Here is a 2,959-nt window from a genome sequence, read left to right as displayed (position 1 = left end):
ACCGCTTGATTCCGCCAGCTGGGCGACGGTCGCCACGGCCTCCACGACGCCGGCCGAGCTCAGGCAGTGCCCGGTGAGCGCCTTGGTGGAGTTGAGCCAGATGCGGTCCAGGTCGCCGTCGAATACCTTTGCCAATGCCGAAGCCTCGGCCTCGTCGCCGCGTGGTGAGGCCGTGCCGTGCGTGTTGATGTAGTCGACCTCTGAGCGCGGTACGCCCGCCGCAGCGAGCGCTCGGCACATGACCGCAGATTCGCCGTCGACGCTCGGGTCGGCGGAGTGGTTGGCGTCAAGGCGGATCGCGTAGCCGCGCAGTTCGGCGACGCCTGTCGCGCCGCGCCGCCCGGCGGATTCACGGGTTTCGAGCACGAGGCACGCAGCGCCTTCGCCGGGGACGAAGCCGGACCGCGCGACGTCGAACGGACGGCATCGGCCCGCGGGGTCAGTGGATTCTTCGAACGCTGACATTGCGCCGAGATTCAGGTAGCCCTGACGCTGCTGCTCGGACAGCTCGGTGAGCGCGCCGATGACGAGGCAGACGTCTGCCACGCCAACGGCGAGCAGTCGCGCGCCCTGGATGATCGCCGCATTGCCGCTGGCCGACGCCGCGCCGACGGTATGGCCCTCGCCGGTCACGCCGAGCACGGCACTGACGACGGCGACGTGGTTGCTGTCCTGGTACTGGAGTGCGTAGGTAGGTCTGAGAAACGCGGGGTTGTGGTCGAACTCGACCCTGGACTGATCGTCATATCGGCCCGCCAGGTTGTGGCCGGAGACGACGACGGCGACCCGGTCCGGGTCGGCGGGCCGGTCATGCAGCCCGGCCCGCGCCCACCCCTCCAGGGCCGCCAGAACGGAGGCCTGCGCGGTGAGCGGAGCCCGGCGGATGACGCGTCGCGCGCGGGCTCGCACATCCTCGGGAAGGGCTGCCAGGTGTGCGTCGGCGAGGCGCGTAGTGAGGTCGGGCCCGGGGATCCGAGCGCTGAAGAACGCCCAGCCGCCGGATTCTGGGCCCGGGTACGCGGCGATGCCACGGCTGCCGAAGCGCAGCGCGGCGGCGAAGGAGGCCGTGTCGCCGGCTACTGCGGTGAGCACGCCAGTGCCGGTCACCAGAGGCGCGGCGGCGGTCGACGTCACGGCAGGTGCCGGGCGAGGACAGCCACGAGCGAGCGCAGATCGCCCACCTGCACGAACTCCGCGACCGGCACGGCCACGTCAAGGTCCTCCATGGTCATCGAGACGATCTCGGCGCGGTCCACGGAGTTGCAGCCCAGGTCGCGCAGAGCCCTGTCGATGGTCACCTCGACCGGGTCGATGTCGTCGACCACGATCAACACGTTTCTGCGCACAGCGGTGAACACACGCTCCTCGGCGGGAGTCGACATGACGGTCTCCTTACAACCAGGCGTAGTGCCGGTGGTAATCCTTGGTGGCGACGTGGGCGAGCAGATCGCCAGTACCAAGATCGGGGACGAGGTGGCGGTACGCATCGAGGTCGACCGTGGCGTCGGCGACCGGCGCGAGGCACTGCAGAGTCACCGGGAGGAGTTCGGCGTAGGTGGTGAAATCGATCTCGGTGCGGGCGTCCAGGCGGGCGGTGAGGGCGCCAGCGGCGATAGCCGCACGCGACCGGTGGTCGATCGTGCCGCTGAAGAACTCCGACGAGCAGCCGGATCCGTAGGCGTAGAGCCCGAGCCTGGCCGACCCGGCGTATGGCGCATGGTCGATGACGCTGGCGAGCGCCAGATAGACCGACCCTGAGCACATGTTGCCGATGCGCGTGGGATAGACAAGCGAGGGCGCGACCCGGCGGTCGAAATCCTCGTCGACGGAGCCTGCCGAGCCCCGACCGGACTGCTGCTCCTTCATCAGCTTCCGATGACCGGCCTTGACCAGCCCGGCGAACGGCGTGTGCATCGCCAGGTAGTCGAAGGTCTCCGCGAAGTCCGCCCCATCCACCTTGGACGCGTAATCGGCGTAGCTGCGGCTGAGGCAGTCCAGATAGGCGAACAGGGACCGGTCCACGTCGGCGATGTCGAAGGTCGGCGTGGGGCGCGCGGAGTCCATCGTCTCGTAGGAGTGGTTGCCGAAGGCGCCGACGTCGACGGTGAGCACGCGCGGATCCTCGCCAACGAGCAGCGCCACCGCGCCGTGGCCGGTGGCGGGCTCGGCGTAGCCCGCGACCTCGTCCACGAGCGCGATGTCCGTGGCGATGATCAGAACCTTGGCTCCCGGCGACATGCCGGAGGCGACGTAGCCGACGGCGAGTTGCAGCGCGGCCGTGGCTGCGAAGCAGGCCTGCTTGACCTCGAGCACGCGGCACGTGGACGGCAGGCCGAGCTTGTCGTGCACGTAGGAGGCCACGGACTTGCTGAAGTCGAGTCCTGACTCGGTGGAAGTGATCACCAGCTCGATGCGCGCGAGGCCCCCGGGCGACAGCCGGTCGAGCATCGGCTTGGCCGCGTTGACCGCGTTGGTCACCGGGTCCTCGAAGGGCAGGCCGATCGAACGCTGCCGCATCATGATGTTCTCCAGCCGGCCCTCATCGAGGCCGCGGCCGCGGAAGAGCTCGGGCACCGGGATCTGCAACAGGCCCGCATAGACGTTCAGGTCCTCGATGCCGACGCCGCGGGCCGCCGCCTCGTGCGCGGTCACCGGCCCGCCGTCCGGTCCGCGAGGTAGCCGACCAGTGCGTCGACGTCGGGGAGGTCCGCGAAGCCGGACATGCCCTCGTCCAAGCCGAGCCGCTCGATCAGGACCATGATGATCTCCACCCGGTCCACCGAGTCGGCGCCGAGGTCCTTCAGGTGCCGGTCGCCGGAGATCTCGCGGTCGCGCAGGTCCGGCATGATCTCCCGGACGACCTGCTCGACCAGCGTCCGGACGTCGGGGCCGGCCGCCGCGTCTACGTGTTCGCTCATGGCTCCTCCTTCGGGTCGGTGTCGTGTCCGAGGTCGAGCGA

4 protein-coding genes are annotated in these 2,959 nt (G+C 69.6%); all 4 read right to left on the bottom strand.

All coding sequences use genetic code 11. The features are described 5' to 3' along the window. The coding region (locus AC08ON_RS04445) for a beta-ketoacyl synthase N-terminal-like domain-containing protein (protein ID WP_476616507.1) at positions 1 to 1,134 on the bottom strand (1,134 nt) is incomplete at its 3' end. After that, on the bottom strand, positions 1,131 to 1,382 hold the full coding sequence (locus AC08ON_RS04440; protein ID WP_476606478.1) for a phosphopantetheine-binding protein: 252 nt from the start codon (positions 1,380 to 1,382) through the stop codon (positions 1,131 to 1,133). The genes AC08ON_RS04445 and AC08ON_RS04440, both read right to left, overlap by 4 nt. Positions 1,383 to 1,392: 10 nt before the next feature. Then, complete coding sequence (locus tag AC08ON_RS04435) at positions 1,393 to 2,652, bottom strand: hydroxymethylglutaryl-CoA synthase family protein (protein WP_476606479.1); 1,260 nt, start codon at positions 2,650 to 2,652, stop codon at positions 1,393 to 1,395. Further along, positions 2,649 to 2,918 carry a phosphopantetheine-binding protein gene (locus AC08ON_RS04430; RefSeq protein ID WP_476606480.1) on the bottom strand — a complete coding sequence of 90 codons (270 nt, stop codon included), beginning with the start codon at positions 2,916 to 2,918 and terminating at the stop codon, positions 2,649 to 2,651. Before AC08ON_RS04430 ends, AC08ON_RS04435 begins: the two co-directional genes overlap by 4 nt. Between the last annotated feature and the right edge of the window lie 41 nt (positions 2,919 to 2,959).

The sequence above is a fragment of the Frankia sp. CoWAU3 genome (genome assembly GCF_977971855.1).
The sequence above is the reverse complement of the archived record's forward strand: the minus strand, read 5'-3'. Positions and strand labels throughout refer to the sequence as shown.

Coding starts and splice junctions, on each gene's coding strand:
- AC08ON_RS04440 (WP_476606478.1), bottom strand. CDS start 1,382: ATGTCGACTCCCGCCGAGGAGCGTGTGTTCACCGCTGTGCGCAGAAAC.
- AC08ON_RS04430 (WP_476606480.1), bottom strand. CDS start 2,918: ATGAGCGAACACGTAGACGCGGCGGCCGGCCCCGACGTCCGGACGCTG.